General features: G+C 45.2%; 16 protein-coding genes. 12 read left to right on the forward strand and 4 right to left on the reverse strand.

The features are described from left to right. The first annotated feature begins 18 nt into the window (after positions 1-18). The 7 genes from L0991_02110 (at position 19) to rnd (ending at position 7646) form a co-directional block, all read left to right on the forward strand. Positions 19-1947: an ATP-dependent DNA helicase gene (locus L0991_02110; GenBank protein ID XGB62879.1), complete on the forward strand. Its 1929-nt coding sequence runs from the start codon at positions 19-21 to the stop codon at positions 1945-1947. A 59-nt stretch (positions 1948-2006) separates the two neighbouring features. Further along, positions 2007-2708, forward strand: a complete 702-nt coding sequence (gene tsaB, locus L0991_02115; GenBank protein ID XGB62880.1) for a tRNA (adenosine(37)-N6)-threonylcarbamoyltransferase complex dimerization subunit type 1 TsaB — start codon at positions 2007-2009, stop codon at positions 2706-2708. 73 nt (positions 2709-2781) lie between these two features. Next, complete coding sequence (locus L0991_02120) at positions 2782-3087, forward strand: chromosome partitioning protein ParA (GenBank protein ID XGB62881.1); 306 nt, start codon at positions 2782-2784, stop codon at positions 3085-3087. 35 nt (positions 3088-3122) lie between these two features. Further along, positions 3123-3683, forward strand: coding sequence for a Slp family lipoprotein (locus L0991_02125; GenBank protein ID XGB62882.1), 561 nt, complete (start codon positions 3123-3125; stop codon positions 3681-3683). Between the two features lie 63 nt (positions 3684-3746). Next, positions 3747-4598 (forward strand): alpha/beta hydrolase, encoded by an 852-nt coding sequence (locus L0991_02130; GenBank protein ID XGB62883.1) that lies wholly within the window; start codon positions 3747-3749, stop codon positions 4596-4598. A 105-nt stretch (positions 4599-4703) separates the two neighbouring features. Next, a complete protein-coding gene (gene fadD, locus L0991_02135; protein XGB62884.1) occupies positions 4704-6398 on the forward strand; it encodes a long-chain-fatty-acid--CoA ligase FadD in 1695 nt (564 codons plus the stop codon). Between the two features lie 129 nt (positions 6399-6527). Beyond that, entirely contained in the window at positions 6528-7646 is a 1119-nt protein-coding gene (gene rnd / locus L0991_02140) for a ribonuclease D (protein XGB62885.1), read from the forward strand. 85 nt (positions 7647-7731) lie between these two features. Here the strand turns inward: rnd and minE are convergent, their stop codons facing one another. From minE to minC, 3 genes are read right to left on the reverse strand one after another with little or no spacing between them, the layout of a single operon-like run. Next, positions 7732-7995, reverse strand: coding sequence for a cell division topological specificity factor MinE (gene minE / locus L0991_02145; protein XGB62886.1), 264 nt, complete (start codon positions 7993-7995; stop codon positions 7732-7734). Between the two features lie 6 nt (positions 7996-8001). After that, entirely contained in the window at positions 8002-8814 is an 813-nt protein-coding gene (minD, locus tag L0991_02150) for a septum site-determining protein MinD (protein XGB62887.1), read from the reverse strand. A gap of 21 nt (positions 8815-8835) precedes the next feature. Beyond that, on the reverse strand, positions 8836-9498 hold the full coding sequence (gene minC, locus L0991_02155) for a septum site-determining protein MinC (GenBank protein XGB62888.1): 663 nt from the start codon (positions 9496-9498) through the stop codon (positions 8836-8838). Between the two features lie 220 nt (positions 9499-9718). Between minC and L0991_02160 the strand changes: the two genes are divergently transcribed. The 5 genes from L0991_02160 (at position 9719) to L0991_02180 (ending at position 15516) form a co-directional block, all read left to right on the forward strand. Beyond that, positions 9719-10009: a YcgL domain-containing protein gene (locus L0991_02160; protein XGB62889.1), complete on the forward strand. Its 291-nt coding sequence runs from the start codon at positions 9719-9721 to the stop codon at positions 10007-10009. Positions 10010-10039: 30 nt separating this feature from the next. After that, on the forward strand, positions 10040-11038 hold the full coding sequence (locus tag L0991_02165) for a lytic murein transglycosylase (protein ID XGB62890.1): 999 nt from the start codon (positions 10040-10042) through the stop codon (positions 11036-11038). A gap of 152 nt (positions 11039-11190) precedes the next feature. Further along, positions 11191-12111 carry a LysR family transcriptional regulator gene (locus L0991_02170; protein ID XGB63834.1) on the forward strand — a complete coding sequence of 307 codons (921 nt, stop codon included), beginning with the start codon at positions 11191-11193 and terminating at the stop codon, positions 12109-12111. Between the two features lie 205 nt (positions 12112-12316). Continuing rightward, the gene (locus L0991_02175; protein ID XGB62891.1) at positions 12317-13516 is read left to right on the forward strand and encodes a NupC/NupG family nucleoside CNT transporter; all 1200 of its coding nucleotides are present in this window, start codon (positions 12317-12319) and stop codon (positions 13514-13516) included. A 185-nt stretch (positions 13517-13701) separates the two neighbouring features. Continuing rightward, positions 13702-15516, forward strand: coding sequence for a sodium:proton antiporter (locus tag L0991_02180; protein XGB62892.1), 1815 nt, complete (start codon positions 13702-13704; stop codon positions 15514-15516). 93 nt (positions 15517-15609) lie between these two features. Here L0991_02180 and folD read toward each other — a convergent pair whose 3' ends face one another. Continuing rightward, positions 15610-16467 (reverse strand): bifunctional methylenetetrahydrofolate dehydrogenase/methenyltetrahydrofolate cyclohydrolase FolD, encoded by an 858-nt coding sequence (folD, locus tag L0991_02185; GenBank protein ID XGB62893.1) that lies wholly within the window; start codon positions 16465-16467, stop codon positions 15610-15612. Between the last annotated feature and the right edge of the window lie 186 nt (positions 16468-16653).

Genomic DNA, 16653 nt, shown 5'->3' on the forward strand with positions numbered 1-16653 from the left:
TTCTAAACTTCGTACTCTATGATATCTAAAACGTTTTCTGCTGATGGCGCACTGGGTAAAGCAATCCCAGGCTTTCAACCAAGACAAGCTCAGTTAGACATGGCTGAAGCAGTTTCACAGGCCATTCAGCAACAGAGCCAATTGGTGGTAGAAGCAGGGACGGGTACCGGTAAGACATTTGCTTATCTTGTGCCGGCACTGCTAAGTGGTAAGAAAACCATCATTAGTACGGGGTCTAAAAACCTTCAAGAACAACTGTTCCACCGTGATCTGCCTTTAATGACTGATGCCCTTGGTTTTCATGGTCAAGTTGCGCTGCTTAAGGGTCGTTCAAACTATTTGTGTTTGGATAGATTGAGCCGCCAAATGATAGAAAGTCATGGTACTCATACGGATCCAACGCTACTCGCTCAGTTAGTCAAAGTTCGTAGCTGGTCGTCATCCACGCAAACCGGTGATTTGGGTGATTGCGATGATATTGCGGAAGATAGCCCTGTAATCCCAACGATTACCTCGACCAACGATAATTGCTTGGGCAAAGAGTGTCCAAGTTATACCGATTGCTTTGTACTGAAAGCGCGTAAAAAAGCGATGGATTCCGACGTCGTCGTAGTGAACCATCACCTTTTCCTAGCCGATCTTGCGATTAAAGAGACCGGGTTCGGTGAGCTTATCCCAGAGGCCGATGTGTTTATCTTCGATGAAGCGCATCAACTTCCTGACATTGCGAGCCAATATTTTGGTCAGTCTGTATCGAGTCGACAAATTCACGAACTCGCCAAAGACATTGAGATTGGTTATCGCACCGAAGCTAAAGACATGCGCCAACTGCAGAAGGTTGGTGACAGGCTCGTTCAGTCCTCATCTGATTTAAGAATCGTGCTGGGTGATACCGGTTTTCGTGGTAACTGGCGTGAGGCGCTAAAATCAGAGTCGATCGCTAGAGAGTTAGTTCGCCTGCAAGACGCATTGCAACTGGCTGTAGATGTATTGAAATTAGCACTTGGACGAAGCCAACTATTGGATACCGCTTTCGAGCGTGCCAACATGATTAAGTCACGCATTGAGCGTGTATGTGATGTGTCGATTACTGGTTATTCGTATTGGTATGACACAACACCGCGTCACTTTGCTTTGCACATTACGCCGCTTTCAGTTGCTGATAAATTTCACGAGCAAATTGAGCTGAAACCGGGCGCTTGGGTGTTTACTTCTGCAACCTTGGCGGTATCTGACGATTTCGACCACTTTACTTCACGACTAGGCTTAAAGCCCTCGGCTCAGTTCTCACTGCCGAGCCCATTCGACTATCCGAATCAAGCGCGTTTGTGTGTGCCTCGTTACCTTCCAGAACCGAATAGCCCAGGCTTAGCCGATAAACTGGTTCGTATGTTGACGCCTGTGATTGAGCAGAACCAAGGTCGTTGTTTCTTCTTGTGCACTTCACACAGCATGATGAAAGAGTTAGGGGAGCGATTCCGTGAAACCTTGACCGTGCCGGTGCTGTTGCAAGGTGAGACAAGTAAGCAAAAAACCTTGGCCGAGTTTATGGAGTTGGGTAATGCCTTGCTGGTGGCGACAGGCGCTTTCTGGGAAGGGATAGATGTTAGGGGCGATGCATTAAGCTGTGTTATCATCGATAAATTGCCCTTTACAGCCCCTGATGACCCTTTACTTAAGGCTCGCATTGAGGACTGTAAGTTAAAAGGGGGCGACCCTTTTGCACAGGTACAATTGCCAGATGCCGTGATTACCTTGAAACAAGGTGTGGGCCGATTGATACGTGATAAGCGTGACAATGGTGCTTTGATTATTTGCGATAACCGATTGGTGACTCGCGATTACGGTGGCATCTTTTTGGCGAGTTTACCGCCTATCCCTCGTACACGTGACTTAGGGGTCATTAAAGAATTCTTAGCTAAAGACCATTCAACCGCTGCCGAATAACTGGCATTGTTGAGTTTAGCCATTATTTTTAGATTAGATAACGAATATTTGAGACACAAATGAGCGCGAAAATTCTTGCAGTAGATACCGCAACTGAAAACTGTTCAGTTGCATTAGTAATTGGTGACCAGGTGTTCGCTCGTAGCGAAGAGGCACCTCGAGACCATACGAAAAAAATTCTACCTATGGTTGATGAAGTACTGAAAGAAGCGAATGTCGCTTTAGCCGATATTGATGCTATCGCGTTTGGCCAAGGCCCAGGCAGTTTCACGGGTGTACGTATTGGTATTGGTATTGCTCAAGGCTTGGCTTTTGGTGCGGATTTACCAATGATCGGTGTCTCTACACTGGCTGCAATGGCGCAAGGCAGCTACCGTAAATTTGGTGAAACTCATGTTGCGACAGCGATTGATGCGCGTATGAGTGAAGTGTACTGGGCTCGTTACAGCCGTGAACAAGACGGTCGTTGGACTGCGGTTGATGCTGAATGTGTAACACCGCCAAGTGAATTGGTTGCGCAGCTTGAAGCAGACTCTGAAACATGGGCAAAAGTGGGTACCGGTTGGGAAGCTTACGCCGAGCATATGGATACACTAGCGATCAACACTAAAGCGTGTGAAGTGTTATTTCCAGAAGCTCAAGATATGGCGTTCTTGGCTCAATTTGCTTATGCAGAAGGCAAAGCCGTGCCAGCTGAAGAGTCTGAACCAGTGTATCTGCGTGACAAAGTGACGTGGAAGAAGCTGCCAGGTCGCGAGTAATTTTTTACAAGGTTCTGATGCAAATTAGATCTAAATGCGTATTATTTAGATTTGAGAGGGCAGATATTTAGTCATGGTATCAATTAATAACTTACCTCCTTCATCGATAGGCAATACGTCTAAGCCGAATCGAGTTAAAAAGAAGGAGCAGGCAAAAAAATCTGATGCTAGCACTGCGGTTGGGCAACCAACCAAAGTGGCCAATGCTGTCTCTCATTCTATTCGTCAAGTTAAAGAGTCTGAGCTACACAAGGCTCAAATCCAGTATGATCTTCCAGAAGGCCGAGGACGTAAGGCTATGGAAGAATACATGGATGTAATGAACCAGGCGAAAAAAGAAGAACTTGCAAAGCTTATCGGTGTCGATATTTACATCTGAAGCGATTTATTAATGCCTGTTTAAGGACCAGAACCATGTCTAATTACTTATCTAAAATACGCTTAATTGTCTTTTCTCTTGGTATCTTGGTGCTAGCAGGGTGTTCATCACTACCTAGCGAACTCGAAGCAAAATCAGAGCCTGTTATCAGCGACTACCAACAATGGGTTGACCAATTACCAGACGCTAAAAGCGTTCGGTTAGGTGGTGTGATTTCTAAAGTGACCAACTTAAAAGACAGAACTCGAATTGAAGTTGCTAACATGCCAATTTCAAGCAATGGTAAGCCTGATCTCGATGCAGAGCCGAGTGGGCGCTTTGTTGGTTATATTGAAGGATACGTTGAGCCGTTAAGCTTTGCTGAAGGTCGTTTGATTACGCTAGTTGGTCAATCAGACGGTAGTGAAGATGGCAAAATCGGCGAGTACCCTTACACCTTCCCAGTGATGAAGGTAGATAATCAACGACTATGGAATATTACGGAGCGTGTCGTTGTTAACGACTTCGCACCAACCTACTATTCGTGCAGAAGCTTACATTGCCGCAGTTTTCAAACGATGCCAAGACAAGGCAGAGTTATACAGGATGTCGAGTAATTAACGCTAGTTATTAGATGTTGATTGCTACACCAAGCAAGGATTAGAGGTTACTAAAGCTTGATGATTGATAAATCATATTCCCTTGCGAGCGGGACGCTTGCCACACAACAGATAGGCAACCCAGAAACGACCGTCACGACGGTCGTTTTTATTCACGGGTGGTTAGATAACTCTGCGAGTTTTTCTTCTGTGATTACCAACCTACAAACCAGACTCCCTGGTTGTCATCTGATGGCGATTGATCTCTTTGGTCATGGCTTGTCTTCGCACAAGCCGGGAAGTTACTATCCATTTCATGACTACATAGATGATTTACATCAGTTTGTGACTAAATTATCGTCAAACAGACTGGTACTAGTAGGACATTCACTTGGTGCATTGATAGCAAGTTGCTATAGTGCCGCCTTTCCTGAAAAGGTGTCAGGATTAATTCAAATTGAAGGTCACGGACCTCTTTCTGAAGCTCCCCAAGAAACGGTCTCTCGTCTAAGAGATGGGGTACTCAGTCGTCTTCGACAGCGGAGAAAGCCTTCACGTCCTTTAGCAAGCCTAGAGGATGCTATTAAGCTGAGAGCACACGCCAATCAAATCAATGCAGAACTCATTGCTCCTATTGTAGAGCGAGGGATTGCCGAGTTAGACGACTCCTGGCAATGGCGATGCGACCCTAATCTAAAATGTGACTCGTTATACCGAATGTCACAGGCGCACGCTGAAGCGATTATGGCGGCTATTGAATGCCCTCAACTCATAATATTAGGCAATGATGGATTTAGACATTTGCAGCATAATCGCTACAAATCAGCCCATAGTCCTCTAGAAATCGAGACTGTTCCCGGCGGACATCACTGTCATTTAGAGAGCCCAGAGCTAGTTTCAGAGCTAATTCTTGGTTTAGTTAACAAAATTTAAACAAGTGTTTGAGCCTTTTAGTGCTCATGCACTAAAGCTGTGCTGTAATACCGTAATGATAAAAGCGGCGAAGCAGTCGTCAGCTGATAAACGAGGAGTAACATAGTGGATAAACCTTGGCTTTCACGTTATCCAAGTGACGTACCAGAAACGATCAACCCAGATCAATACCCATCTCTTATCGAAATGTTCGAGCAGTCTGTACAGAAATACGCAGACCAACCTGCTTTTGAGAACATGGGCTCAGTAATGACATTCCGTAAGCTTGAAGAGCGCAGTCGTGCTTTTGCTGCTTACCTGCAGAATGATTTGAAGCTCAAGAAGGGCGATCGCGTTGCACTGATGATGCCAAACTTGCTGCAATACCCAATTGCACTCTTTGGTGTATTGCGCGCTGGTATGATTGCAGTGAACGTCAACCCACTGTACACACCTCGTGAGCTAGAGCACCAACTGAACGATTCAGGTGCAAAGGCGATTGTTATCGTTTCGAACTTCGCGAGTACGCTTGAGAAAGTGGTCGATAACACTCCTGTGAAGCACGTAGTACTGACTAGTCTTGGTCAAATGCTACCTCGTGCGAAAGGTACTATTGTCGATTTCGTCGTGAAATACGTGAAAGGTATGGTTCCTAAGTATGATCTACCAGGTGCTATCTCTTTTAGAAAAGCGCTGCATAAAGGTCGTCGCCTTCAGTATGTAAAACCATTTATGACTGGGGATGATATTGCATTCCTTCAGTACACTGGTGGCACTACGGGTGTTGCGAAGGGTGCAATCCTAACGCATCGCAATATGATCGCGAACGTACTTCAAGCGAAAGGGGCGTATGGTCCGGTTCTACATGAAGGCCGAGAGTTAGTAGTAACAGCATTGCCGCTGTATCACGTATTTGCACTGACAGTAAACTGCTTGCTGTTCGTAGAAATGGGTGGTCGTAACCTTCTTATCACTAACCCTCGTGATATTCCTGGTTTCATCAAAGAGCTGCAAAAGGTTCCGTTTACCGCAATTACCGGTGTAAACACACTATTTAATGCGTTAGTAAATAACGAAGATTTCCATGAATTAGACTTCAGTAACCTACGCCTATCTGTTGGTGGTGGTATGGCGGTTCAACGCGCTGTTGCTGAACAATGGAAGAAAGTGACAGGTATCCACCTGTTAGAAGGTTATGGTTTAACCGAGTGTTCACCGCTGGTAACGGGTAACCCATATGACCTAAAAGATTACACTGGTGCGATTGGTTTACCGGTACCTTCAACCGATGTTCGTATCATTGATGATGAAGGTAACGTGGTTGCTAATGATCAAGTGGGTGAGCTGCAAGTTCGTGGCCCTCAAGTTATGCAAGGTTACTGGCAACGTCCAGAAGCGACCAAAGAAGTGATTGACCAAGACGGTTGGTTATCGACGGGTGACATCGTTAAGTTTGATGACGAAGGTTTGCTGCACATTGTTGACCGTAAGAAAGACATGATTCTTGTGTCTGGCTTTAACGTTTACCCGAATGAGATTGAAGATGTCGTTGCACTACACGGCCAAGTGCTAGAAGTAGCAGCGATTGGTCAACCTCATGAAGTGTCTGGTGAACTAGTTAAGATCTACGTGGTTAAGCGTGATCCTAGCCTAACTAAAGAAGACATCATCGCGCACTGTCGTGAACACCTAACGGGTTACAAAGTGCCTAAACTGGTTGAGTTTAGAGAAGATCTTCCAAAGACCAACGTAGGTAAGATCTTACGTCGTGTACTACGTGAAGAGAACGATGCTGAGCTTGCTAAACGCGCAAGTGAATAACAAGCGGTTCCACTTGAAACCATTGAAACGCTTAATCTAAGCGGGCGTGGTAAAATGATGTTAGAATGCCGACAGTTAATGTCGGCATTTTTGTATCCGGCGATCAAATAGAAACCAGTGAGAGTTTTTGTGGATTATCAAATCATTACCCAATTGAAAGACCTTGAGCGAGTTTGCCAACAAGCACGTGAAGCCGATGTCGTTATGCTTGATACGGAGTTTGTTCGTACAAGAACCTATTACCCTCAATTAGGCTTGATTCAGTTATTTGACGGTGAAACGCTGTCTCTGATTGACCCTATTGCTCTTGATGAAATGACACCGTTCGTTGGGTTATTGAAAGACGCTTCAGTGCTGAAAGTGCTACACGCATGCGGTGAAGATTTAGAAGTATTCCAGAACGCATTTGATTGTACACCAACCCCAATGGTTGATACCCAAATCATGGCGGCGTTCTTAGGCCATGGCTTATCAACGGGCTTTGCTGCTTTGGTTTCAGAGTTTGTTGGTGTGGATTTAGATAAGAGTGAATCTCGCACCGATTGGCTGGCGCGTCCGCTTTCTCAAAAGCAACTCGACTACGCGGCAGCAGACGTTCATTACTTAATGCCTATGTACAACAAGCTTCTTGAAAAAGTGATGGAAGCAGGTTGGTGGGAAGCGGCGCAACAAGAGTCTGATCTACAGGTGGCGAAGCGTATCCGCAAAGTAAACCCAGATACGGCTTACCTTGATATCAAAGGCGCATGGCAACTTAAGCCACAGCAACTTGCTATCTTGAGACCGCTTGCTACATGGCGTTTGAAAGAAGCGATTAAGCGCGATCTCGCATTGAACTTTATCTTTAAAGAACAAGACCTTTGGGCTGTCGCGCGTTTTGCGATTAAGAATCCGAAGCGTATGGAAGAGGAAGGTTTTGATTTCCGCTCTGTACGTCGTCATGGCGCTAAGATCAGCTCAATCGTTAAGTTAGCGGAACACACGCCAGAAGAAGAGTACCCAGCACCAGTTGAACGTCTAATGGACTACCCGGGCTATAAACAAGTATTTAAAGTGTTGAAAGATGAAGTGAAAACCGCTTCGCAACACAGTGGCCTAGCGACTGAATTTTTGGCATCGAAGAAACAGCTAAACCAAATGTTGAGCTGGGTTTGGAAACACGATCGTAATCCAGAAAAACTTCCGGATGTGATGCAAGGTTGGCGTTTAGATCTGGTTGGCGAGAGGCTGAATAAAGCAATCAAATAGCCAGATTGTTTAAAAACAAAACGCAAACAAAAAAAGAGAGCTTAAGCTCTCTTTTTTATTCAATCTGCTGACGAGACAGTAATGATTACTTATCGTCTTCAGGCAGCTTAACGTTCAGCTCTAGTACTGAGATATCGTCATCTTTGTGCTCGAACGTAAGGTCAACCATTGATGGGTCTACTTCTACGTACTTAGCAATACACTTCAAGATGTCTTCTTTTAGTTGCGGCAGGTAAGACGGCGCTGGGTCGTCATGACTACGGCGTTCAGCAACAATGATTTGCAAACGCTCTTTGGCTAGGTTTGCAGTGGTCTTCTTCTGTGGTCTGAAAAACTCTAGTAATGACATTGTGTATTAGCCCCCGAACAGTCGTTTGAAGATGCCTTTCTTCTGTTCCGTTAAGAAGCGGAAGTCAACTTGGCTACCTAGTAGTCGCTCTACAGTATCATTGTAAGCCATACCTGCATCGGTTGCTTCGTCAAAGATCACTGGAACACCCTTGTTCGATGCGTTCAGTACCGCTTGGCTTTCTGGGATTACACCCAGCAGCGAAATGTGCAGAATCTCTTCTACATCTTGTACGCTTAGCATCTCGCCTTGATTTACACGAGCAGGGTTGTAGCGAGTCAGTAGAAGGTGAGTTTTCACTGGCTCTAAGCCCTCTTCTGAACGACGAGATTTAGAGTCCAGAATACCTAGAATACGGTCTGAGTCGCGTACAGAAGAGACTTCTGGGTTAGTTGTTACAATCGCTTCATCAGCAAAGTACAACGCCATTAGCGCGCCTTGCTCGATACCCGCAGGTGAATCACAGATGATGAAGTCAAAGCCCATCTCATCCAGTTCATCAAATACGCGACGAACACCATCTTTAGTCAGTGCGTCTTTATCACGTGTCTGAGAAGCTGGAAGAATGAATAGGTTGTCTGTGCGCTTGTCTTTAATCATCGCTTGGTTGAGCGTAGCTTCACCATTGATAACGTTAACGAAATCGTAAACAACACGACGCTCACAACCCATAATTAAATCAAGGTTACGCAGACCGATATCAAAGTCGATAACTGCGGTTTTCTTCCCTTTTAAAGCCAGACCTGAGGCAATAGCTGCACTAGAGGTCGTTTTGCCTACCCCGCCTTTACCTGACGTTACAACGATAATGCGTGCCATTATTTTTTCCTTTTATTTCTCTTATATTGCGAGGACGTCAACGTGTAATACATCGTTTGCCATACTGAACATGGTTTTCTTCTGCCAGTACTCGCTTTCAATTTGATCGCTGAGCCAGTAATTTCCTGCAATAGAAACCAGCTCGGCTTGTAAATCATTACAAATTATTTTTGCTTCAGTTTGACCACTTGCACCGGCAATCGCACGGCCGCGCAATGTGCCATGAATATGGATGCTGCCATCGGCAATTACTTCTGCACCAGCACTTACGTGGCTTAGGATTAATAGGTCGCCATCTTTTGCGTATACCTGTTGCCCAGAACGAATCGGGGTTCTAATTACTTTAATAGGCGCCATTTTTGCAGGTGCTTGCGATGGGGATTTACTTGCCGTCATGACCGCAAAGCCAGCTTCTCTAGCAAGATTTTGCATGCGTTTGTCAGAACAGCCAGCGACGCCAACCGGAATCATACCCGCTTGAGATATGCCATCTTTTAGCTTTACGAAGTCGATATCGCCAGCCACTTTGCTGATGTTGATAACCACAGGTGCGGCAGCAAAAAAAGTGGGTGCTTGGTCTACCTTCTCTTGAAGAAAAGAGACTGCATTTTCGACTTGATCATCGGATAAGTGCAAAACAGATAGCGTAAAGCTGCTACCTTTTAGATCTGGATTACTAGACATCGAAAAACTACAGGACCTCAATAGCGAATTGGTACAATTTCTTTATTAATAAAATAAAGGGCATTGCCTGAAACTAGGTTTATCATGTTATATTCCCAGACCAAGCACAGCAAGTAATCTTGTTGTCAAATGAACGTTTTGTTCCCAATATTTCCCTAACATAAACTATTGATCTCGCAAGTGAGAGTTTTGTAGTCATAATCAATTAAAAAGGTTTGTCATGCTGTGTTCTATATATAAAAGCTCAAAGAAAGAAGGAACATACCTTTATATCCCTAAGAAGGATGATTTTTCACAAGTTCCTGACGCACTGATGCAAATGTTTGGTAAACCTAGTTTTGTAATGGTAATTAAAATGGACGGTCGCAAACTGGCTCAAGTGAACATCGATAAAGTGAGAGAATCACTGAACACCGATGGTTTCTTTTTGCAGGTTCCGCCTCCACCAGTAAACGAACTTGAGCTGTACAAAGAGCGCAAAGCTCAGCAAAACAATCAAGACGAAGAGTGATAACTATCTCAATTCAGGGAGGAGTGATCGTTGAGTAAATTTTCGAAAAGCATATTGGCGGTGTCGGCATTACTTTTAGGTAATAGCCTGACCATTGGTTCAGTACAGGCTCAAGAACTGAGTTTCGAGCAATATGTAGAAAAACTAAAGCAACAAGGCCGTGAAGAAGGCATTTCTGAAGCGATCATTGATGAAGCCTTTGATGGTGTGACGTTTAAGCCAAGAGCAGTCAAAGCGGATAAAAACCAACCTGAAAAGAAACTGACTCTGGATGAGTACATTCCACGAGCAGTGCCAGATTGGAAAGTGAAGCAAGCAAGATCACTGTATAAGAAGCATTACAAAGCCTTAAAGCGCATTGGTGATGAGTATGGCGTTCAGCCGCGATTCATTGTCGCTTTATGGGGCGTTGAGAGTAACTTCGGTAAATTCACCGGTAATTACAGCGTTATCGATGCTTTAACGACGATGGCTTACGAAGGACGCAGAGAAGCGTTTTTCCGCAGTGAAGCGATGGCGGCGTTGACTATTCTAGACCAAGGGCATATCACCCCGAAAGAGATGAAAGGCTCTTGGGCTGGTGCTATGGGCCAACCTCAGTTTATGCCTAGCTCATTCTTAGCGTATGCCGCTGATGGTAATGGCGATGGTAAGAAAGATATCTGGGGTACGGAAGAAGATGTATTTGCCTCGGCGGCGAATTATCTGAGCCAATCCGGTTGGGATGACAAGTACACTTGGGGTCGTCAGGTTCACGTACCGTCAACGGTTTCTATTGATTTACAAGGTCGCTCTGAAGATAAAGCGAAATACCTAAAAGAGTGGTCTGAACTGGGTATTAAGCGTTACGACGACCGCCCACTGCCAAACCTTGATGAAGACATTAAAGCTTGGTTAATTATGCCAGATGACGAAGCGGGCCGTTCTTACCTCGTTTACAACAACTACAATGTGTTAATGAAGTGGAATCGTTCTTACTACTTTGCTTTGGCTGTTAGTCATCTAGCAGACAGAATCAAGTTTGATTAGTAGACCTAATTATATTCATTGGTAGAGCTTGCTTTGATGGCATTTGGCCTACCATAGGCAGAACGAACTAAAGGACTCTTCGGAGTCCTTTTTGATTTTATATTTTAGAGTTTTAAGAAGGTGGTCTTGTGCTAACAGATAGAGCTGCACAGATGGTGATATTCCATGCATTAATTAAGCACGATGGCTTTACCAGTGCTGCGAAAAGCTTGAACGTCTCGGTGTCTCATATCAGTAAACAAGTTGCTTTGCTTGAAGACTCTATTGGTATCAAATTGGTACAACGCACCACACGTAGCCTCACGCTAACGGAAGCAGGGGAAGTCTTCTATCAGCACTGTGAGCAACTGTTTAACACGGTAAAAGCGGCTCAAATGGATATGGATAGCCAGCGTGACGATATCTCTGGAATACTGCGTGTTGGGCTGTCGCAGTCATTTGGCACCTTACATATTATTCCTGCGATAGATGAGCTCAGGCAGTTGTATCCTCAGTTGAGAATCGAAGTCCACCTGTTCGATTACAAAGTGGACATGATTGAAGAGCGTCTGGATCTTTGGATCACCAATAACGAAGACTTACCTGAAGGGTACATTGCGCAGCGATTAGCAGATAGTCAGTTTGTGGTAGCCGCATCGCCTGATTACCTGATTAAAGCCGGGACACCGCACGTACCGTCGGATCTGATTGACCACAACTGCCTTATCTATCGTAGCCGAGAGCGAGATTACACATCGTGGGCGTTTGATAATGGGCAAGAGAACCTCAGTGTAAAAGTTGCTGGGGATTACTCGGTGGATTTAGCTGAGGCCGTTCGAGACGCTGCGGTATCAGGGTGGGGCGTGGCTTACTTAGCCACTTACTTAGTGAAGGAAGAGTTCAGAACGGGCAAGTTAATCCAAGTTTTGCCGGAATGGAGAGCGAGTCAGCTGATGCCGTTCTATGCTGTATATCCGAGTCGAAAGAACATGCCGAAGAAGCTTTCTGCGGTGATTGAGTTCATCAAAGATCATATTGGATCGCCGACGTACTGGGATGAAAACCTAAAAACGTGCGTTGAACTGCATCGTTAACTGTTTCCAAATCTATAAATATAATTTCCATATGGAAAAAGTATGCTTTTTAACCAAAGTTAATTATTAAAATTCAATGACTTAATTAAAACCATTACTCAAAGGTGATTACCCCAACATCACATTAACAACCGCCGCTTGCCGCAAACGATTTCCTCTATAGAATGCGTCGCCTTTCCTAACTACAACTTTTAGGTTGACGCACATGGCTTCGCTACTTGGAATTATTACTATTTTAGTTGCCGCTTGGTTACTATCTACGGACAGAAAAAATATTCCACTAAGAACAGTCTCTTTGGCTTTCTTACTACAAATCTCATTCGCGCTATTGGTTCTGTATGTACCAATGGGTAAAGAAGCGTTGAATGCAGCCACAGGTGCGGTATCTAGCTTGATCAACTACGGTCAAGAAGGGATTAACTTCCTATTTGGTGGCCTTACGAACAACGGTTTCGTTTTCGCGATTAATGTTCTGGGCATCATTATCTTTTTCTCTGCGCTTATCTCTGGTTTATATCACATCGGCTTTATGCCAAAAGTGATCAACCTTATCGGTGGTGCGCTGCAGAAGTTCTTGGGCACAGGCCGTGCTGAATCACTGTCTGCAACTGCAAATATCTTCGTTGGCATGATTGAAGCACCATTGGTGGTTAAGCCTTACCTGAAACACATGACAGACTCGCAACTATTTGCAGTGATGGTGTGTGGTTTGGCGTCTGTAGCGGGTGGCACGCTAGTGGGTTATGCGTCACTAGGCGTAGACCTAAACTACCTGATTGCAGCGGCATTCATGTCTGCACCTGCAGGTTTGTTAATGGCTAAAATCCTAGTGCCTGGCAGTGCTGACGATGTTCAAGAAAACATTGAGTCTGATGTTGAAATTCCACGAGCAACAAACGTAGTTGAGGCAATGGCAGATGGGGCTATGTCTGGACTTCGTATTGCCGTTGCGGTGGGTGCGACACTTCTTGCCTTTATCAGTGTGATTGCAATGCTGAATGGCTTGCTGGGTATTGTTGGTGGTTGGTTTGGCGTAAACCTAAGCTTCGAACTTCTCCTAGGTTATGTGTTCGCACCCGTTGCATGGCTGATCGGTGTGCCGTGGTCTGAAGCTGTTGTGGCAGGTTCACTGATCGGTAACAAGATTGTTGTGAACGAATTTGTCGCTTTCGTTCAGTTAATGGATGCGAAAGAGGTTCTTAGCGAGCACTCACAAGCGATCGTAACCTTTGCACTGTGTGGCTTTGCTAACATTTCAACAATGGCGATTTTGATTGGTGGTCTAGGTAGCTTGGTACCAGAGCGTCGCTCTTTCATCTCACAATACGGCTTTAAAGCAATTTGTGCAGGTGTGTTTGCTAACCTAATGAGTGCTGCGATTGCTGGCGTGGTACTTTCACTCTAGCTAGATGATAAGTACCGAGTGAACGAGTCAGTCACTTTATTTCCCCTATAGTAAAGTGACTGATTAATCACAATAATATTCGGTTAGCATGAAAAAGAGAGCCTATAGTTTAATGACGTAGGCTTTCTTGTTTCAGTAAACAGATTTGGACCACAGGGCGTGGCACCAATTATTTAGGGGCATAAATGGATTTGTCGATTACTTCTTCTTTGGCGCTAATTGGACTCTTGTCTCTAGCTTGTCAGCTACTCGGCTGGCGATTGCGTCTTCCCGCGATTCTCCCTCTTCTTATTGTCGGCCTGTTATTGGGCCCCGGCTTAAATGTTCTTAACCCAGATGTCATTTTCGGTGATGTTCTATTTCCGCTGATTTCATTAGGTGTTGCCATCATTCTGTTCGAAGGCGCATTGACGCTTAACTTCAAAGAGATCAGAGGGCATGGTCGCATGGTGACTCATCTAGTGAGTGTAGGCATGTTGATTACATGGGCGTGTATTGTGGTCGGTGCCTACTACTTTGCTAACTTTAGTTGGCCATTAGCGGCGCTATTCGGTGCTTTGGTGGTGGTGACGGGCCCGACAGTGATTGTGCCTATGCTGCGTAGTATTCAGCCCAAAGCTTCTCTTGGCAGCATTTTACGATGGGAAGGGATTGTGATTGATCCGATTGGCGCTCTGTTTGCCGTTCTGGTTTATGAATACATTGTCTCTTCAGCCGACCCTACTGGTCATGTGTTGTCAGCACTTGGGCTGACTCTGGCTATTGGTTTAGGCTTGGGGATCATCGGTGGCCATTTGATTGCCAAGATGCTGCAAGGGCATTGGGTGCCACACTACCTGCGTAATGTAGCAGTGCTAACATTAATGTTGGCGGCTTTCTCCTTCTCTAACGACCTGAGTGAAGAATCTGGCTTGTTAACCGTGACCATCATGGGGATCTGGCTTGCCAATGTGAAAGGCTTGGATATCGAAGACATCATCGAATTCAAAGAGACCCTGACTGTGTTACTCATTTCTGCGCTGTTTATTTTGTTAGCCAGTCGACTCGATTCGGGCGCGTTCCTGTCGATAGGTTGGGGCGGCATAGGATTATTAGCGGTGGTTATGCTGGTGGCTCGCCCGTTAAGTGTGTGGATCAGCGGGATCGGCACGGATCTTAGTTCTGCAGATAAATGGTTTTTAAGTTGGATGGCACCACGCGGGATCGTGGCGGCAGCGGTTTCTTCTTTGTTTGCGATCAAACTTCAAGAGAAGCAATTGATCGAGGGCGCAGACCTGTTGGTCCCTATGGTGTTCTTAGTCATCATAGGTACGGTTGTTATTCAGAGCTTAACCGCGAGCTGGTGGGCGAGAAAGCTAGGTGTCACTCAAGAGAAAGCGCAGGGGGTTATCTTCTTTGGTGCCACCCACTTTGCAAGGCAGTTTGCCAAGGTGCTCGCGACACACAACATCAATAGTGTACTTGCGGATACCAACTGGGAGAGCATTCGCTTGGCACGTATGGATAACTTGAATGTTTACTTTGGTAACCCAGCTTCCAGTCACGCGGAAAACAATTTGGAACTCGATGGGATAGGGCGAGCGATGATTGTCTCGCCTTATCGCCAAACTAACCCGTTGGTAAGCATGCATTATCAAGACGAGTTTGGTGCCAACAAGGTTTTTGAACTTGAGTCGCCAGAAAACAAGCACGAGAGACACCAAGTGAGTCGAGATGGCAACCGAAGTCTATTTGAGGAAGGCGTCACCTACTCCAAGCTCAATTCATTGATGGCACAAGGCAGCCAAATTAAAAGTACAGGGCTGACAGAGGCATTTGATCTGAATGAGTTTAACGCGCTTTATCCTAAAGCGATTTTGCTTGGAGTCATCAATGACGGGGACTTCCGTTTAATTACTCAAGGGGCTGACTTAGAAAAGCTGATATCGACAGAATGTGAGATCATCAGTTTACTGCCACCTTCAGAGCAGGTTGAGAAAGTCGAGACTCCAGATAAGTAGTAAGTGTTCTTTATCAAAAAAGCCGCAGCGTATATCACGTTGCGGCTTTCTAATTCTATTTATACTGTCGTTAACAGATTTGTCGTTCGCAGATTACTTCGAGTGAAATTGCTCACAAGCGATCATTGTGTTCTCAATCAGGCTAGCCACTGTCATTGGGCCAACACCGCCCGGTACAGGTGTGATGAAGCTTGCGCTCTCTTTCGCGACATCGTATTCAACGTCACCGACTAGCTTGCCAGAGTCCAAACGGTTGATACCAACATCGACCACAACTGCACCTTTCTTAATCCATGCACCAGGAATGAAGTTAGGCTTACCTACAGCAACCACTACAACGTCTGCTTGGCGTACGTGGCCTTCAAGGTCTTTAGTGAAACGGTGACATGTCGTCGTTGTACAACCCGCTAGAAGTAGTTCTAGGGTCATTGGGCGACCTACGATGTTTGAAGCGCCAACAACAACTGCATGTTTGCCACGTAAATCGATGTTGTAACGGTCAAGTAGGGTGATGATACCTTTTGGCGTACAAGAGCGAAGCTTTGGCATACGCTGAGCCAAACGGCCGACATTGTATGGGTGGAAGCCATCAACGTCTTTCTCTGGTGTGATGCGCTCAAGAACGTGAGTGCTATCGATGCCAGCAGGTAGAGGCAGTTGAACCAGAATACCGTCGATCTCTGGATCTTGGTTCAATTGGTCTACTAGGTTTAACAGTTCATCTTCTGTTGCAGTGGCTGGCAAATCGTAAGATTTAGATACGAAGCCAACTTCTTCACACGCTTTACGCTTACTACCAACGTAAACCTGAGAAGCAGGGTCTTCACCCACTAAAACAACCGCTAGGCCCGGAGCGCGTAATCCAGCTTCAGTACGAGCTTTTACACGTGCAGCAACTTCGGAGCGAACCGTTTGAGAAATTAGCTTTCCATCAATATTTTGAGCAGTCATGAATTTCCTTAGTATTGATATTCAAGTTAGTGGCTGATGTTTTTGGCGCATTATTCCAGAAAATCTTTTTGATTACCATCAAGCAAACGATTGCTTTGCTCTATTTTCCAACACTTATATGTTTGTTGACCTTTTTTTACTCACTTAGATCAGAATGTTACATAAAGCCGTTGCTTTCATGATTCG

Source organism: Vibrio chagasii (assembly GCA_041879415.1).
In the GTDB taxonomy this organism is placed as follows: domain Bacteria; phylum Pseudomonadota; class Gammaproteobacteria; order Enterobacterales; family Vibrionaceae; genus Vibrio.